Source organism: Actinomycetota bacterium (assembly GCA_005774595.1).
Lineage (GTDB): Bacteria > Actinomycetota > Coriobacteriia > Anaerosomatales > D1FN1-002 > D1FN1-002.
This window is the reverse complement of record VAUM01000257.1, coordinates 1-2835: the sequence shown is the minus strand read 5'-3', so window position 1 is coordinate 2835 and position 2835 is coordinate 1. Positions and strand designations below refer to the sequence as shown.

1 protein-coding gene is annotated in these 2835 nt (G+C 70.5%); it reads right to left on the bottom strand.

What is annotated here, in order from left to right; genetic code table 11:
- Positions 1 to 160: 160 nt before the first annotated feature.
- Positions 161 to 2074 (bottom strand): molecular chaperone DnaK, encoded by a 1914-nt coding sequence (gene dnaK / locus FDZ70_08800; protein TLM71655.1) that lies wholly within the window; start codon positions 2072 to 2074, stop codon positions 161 to 163.
- Between the last annotated feature and the right edge of the window lie 761 nt (positions 2075 to 2835).

Below are 2835 nucleotides of genomic sequence, written 5' to 3'. Positions count from 1 at the left end.
GGGTCCTGAATCACGGTCCCCATCACTAGGAGGTCGACCAGCTCGGGATCGATGGCGTCGACGTCGGCAGGAGGGGCTGAGGGAGCCTGCGCAGGGCGCTCTTCCCGAGCACCGCTCCCGGTGCCCCTCCTGCCGACGTCGTTGTGTGGCGCACCCATGGCTACTCGTCGCCCTCGTCGACGACCTCGTAGTCCGCGTCCACGACCTCGGCGTCGCTCGAACCCTCGCCCGCGCCCTCGACGCCTCCGCCGCCGGCGGCGGCCTGCTCGGCCTGCGCGGCCGCGTACGCCGCCTCGCCGAGCTTGAGCGAGACCTCGGCGAGCTTCTCGGTCGCGGCCTTGATCGCGTCGGTGTCGTCGCCTTCCAGCGCCTTCTTGACCGCCTCGATCTCGGTCTCGACCTCGGCCTTCACGTCGTCCGGCGCCTTGTCGCCAAGGTCCTTGATGACCTTCTCGGTCTGGTAGACGAGGCTGTCGGCGCTGTTGCGGACCTCGGCCTCCTCCTTCTTCTTGCGGTCCTCCTCGGCGTGCGCTTCGGCGTCGGCGACCATGCGGTCGACCTCGTCGTCGGACAGCGCCGTGGAACCGGAGATCGTGATCCGCTGCTCCTGGCCGGTCCCGAGGTCCTTGGCCGACACGTTCACGATGCCGTTGGCGTCGATGTCGAACGTGACCTCGATCTGCGGCATGCCGCGCGGCGCGGGCGGGATGCCCACCAGGTGGAACTTGCCGAGCGTCTTGTTGTGCGCCGCCATCTCGCGCTCGCCCTGCAGGACGTGGACCTCGACGGTCGTCTGGCCGTCGGACGCGGTCGTGAACGTCTCGGACTTGCGGGTCGGGATGGTGGTGTTGCGCTCGATGAGCTTGGTCATGACGCCCCCGAGCGTCTCGACGCCCAGCGACAGCGGCGTGACGTCGAGCAGCACGATGCCTTCCCCGTCGCCGCCGAGCACGCCCGCCTGGATGGCGGCGCCCACGGCCACGACCTCGTCGGGGTTGACGCCCATGTGCGGGTCCTTGCCGGTGAGCTTCTTGACGAGCTCCTGGACCGCCGGCATGCGGGTCGAGCCGCCGACGAGGATGACCTCGTCGAGGTCGCCGGCCTTCAGGCCCGCGTCCTTGAGCGCCGCCTCGAGCGGCTTGCGGCAGCGCTCGAGCAGGTCGCCGGTGATCTTCTCGAACTCGGCGCGCGTGAGCGCGGTGTCGAGGTGCTTGGGCCCCGACGCGTCGGCCGTGACGTACGGCAGGTTGATCTGCGTGGTCTGGCCGGTCGACAGCTCCATCTTCGCCTTCTCGGCGGCCTCCTTGAGGCGCTGGAGCGCCATCTTGTCGGCGCGCAGGTCCACGCCCGTGTCCGCCTTGAACTTGTCGGCGAGCCAGTCGATGACCTTCTGGTCCCAATCGTCGCCGCCGAGGTGGTTGTCGCCGTTCGTGGCCTTGACCTCGAAGACGCCCTCGCCCATCTCGAGCACCGACACGTCGAACGTGCCGCCGCCGAGGTCGAACACGAGGATCGTCTGCTCCTGGTTCTTCTTGTCCAGGCCGTACGCGAGCGCCGCGGCGGTGGGCTCGTTGACGATGCGCAGCACCTCCAGGCCGGCGATGCGGCCCGCGTCCTTGGTGGCCTGGCGCTGCATGTCGTTGAAGTACGCGGGCACGGTGATGACGGCCTGGGTGACCGTCTCGCCGAGGTACTTCTCCGCATCGGCCTTGAGCTTCTGCAGCACCATCGCCGAGATCTCCTCGGGCGTGTACTTCTTGCCCTCGATCCCGACGACCGCCCGGCCGTCCTTGCCCTTCGCGACCTCGAACGCGACCGTCTTGATCTCCGAGCCGACCTCCTCGAACCTGCGCCCGATGAAGCGCTTGATCGACTTGATCGTCTGCTCGGGGTTGGTGACGGCCTGGTTCTTCGCCGGCTTGCCGACGATGCGCTCGCCGTCCTTGCGGAACGCGACCACCGAGGGGGTGGTGCGGTCGCCCTCGGCGTTGATGATGATCGTCGGCTCGCCGCCTTCGAGCACCGCCATCGCCGAGTTCGTGGTGCCCAGATCGATGCCGAGTACCTTGGCCATGATCGTTCACTGCTCCTTCGCCGTTCGTACAGGCCGCGTGGGCGGGCGGCCCCGTCTCCCGTTGTCGGCCAGCCCCGGTGCGGGGCGGCATGCGCGAGTGTAGAAACCTGAGCGTATGCTTGTCAAGTTTCGTACGACGCGCGTTGGTAGATACCCGCATGCGGGCACGGCGAAACGCGCACGGCGATCGTGATGCGGCGCGTCAGGCGACGGTGCGCGCGGCGAGGCGCCGCAGCAGCGCGCCGATGGCCGCCAGGAGCCCTGAGAGCGCGAACGCGGGCAGGCCAGACATCCCCGTGAAGGGGAGGTACGCCTCCCCGGCCGTGCCCGTGGCGGGCGCCGACAGGGCCTGCGCGCCCGCGCCCGCGTCATCCCCGTCGGCCGCGCCGCCCTCGCGCGCCGGCGCCTCCACCCGCACGCTCGCGCTCGCGGCGTCGTTGCCAGGGGCGGGATCCGTGTCGCCGGCTACCGTGACGCGCGCGGTGTTGCGCAGCACGTCTCCGTCGCGCGCGCCCGCTGCCACCCGCAGCGCGTACTCGATCACGACCGGGCCTTCGGCCGAGGACGGCGCGTCGCGGCGCCAGACGATCCGGCTCCCCGTCGCAACCCCGCCGCCCGCGTCGGCCACCACGGCGCCGGCGCCCGAGAACGAGTCCGTGATCGTGAGCGAGTCGTACGGGCCGCTGGCGCCCGACACGTTGCGCACCACGAGCCGGTAGCGGACCGTGCCCCCGGGGGACGCAGCGGGCGACAGCGCGTAC

Excerpts from the sequence above, each read along its gene's own strand:
- dnaK (TLM71655.1), bottom strand. The coding sequence starts at position 2,074 with ATGGCCAAGGTACTCGGCATCGATCTGGGCACCACGAACTCGGCGATG.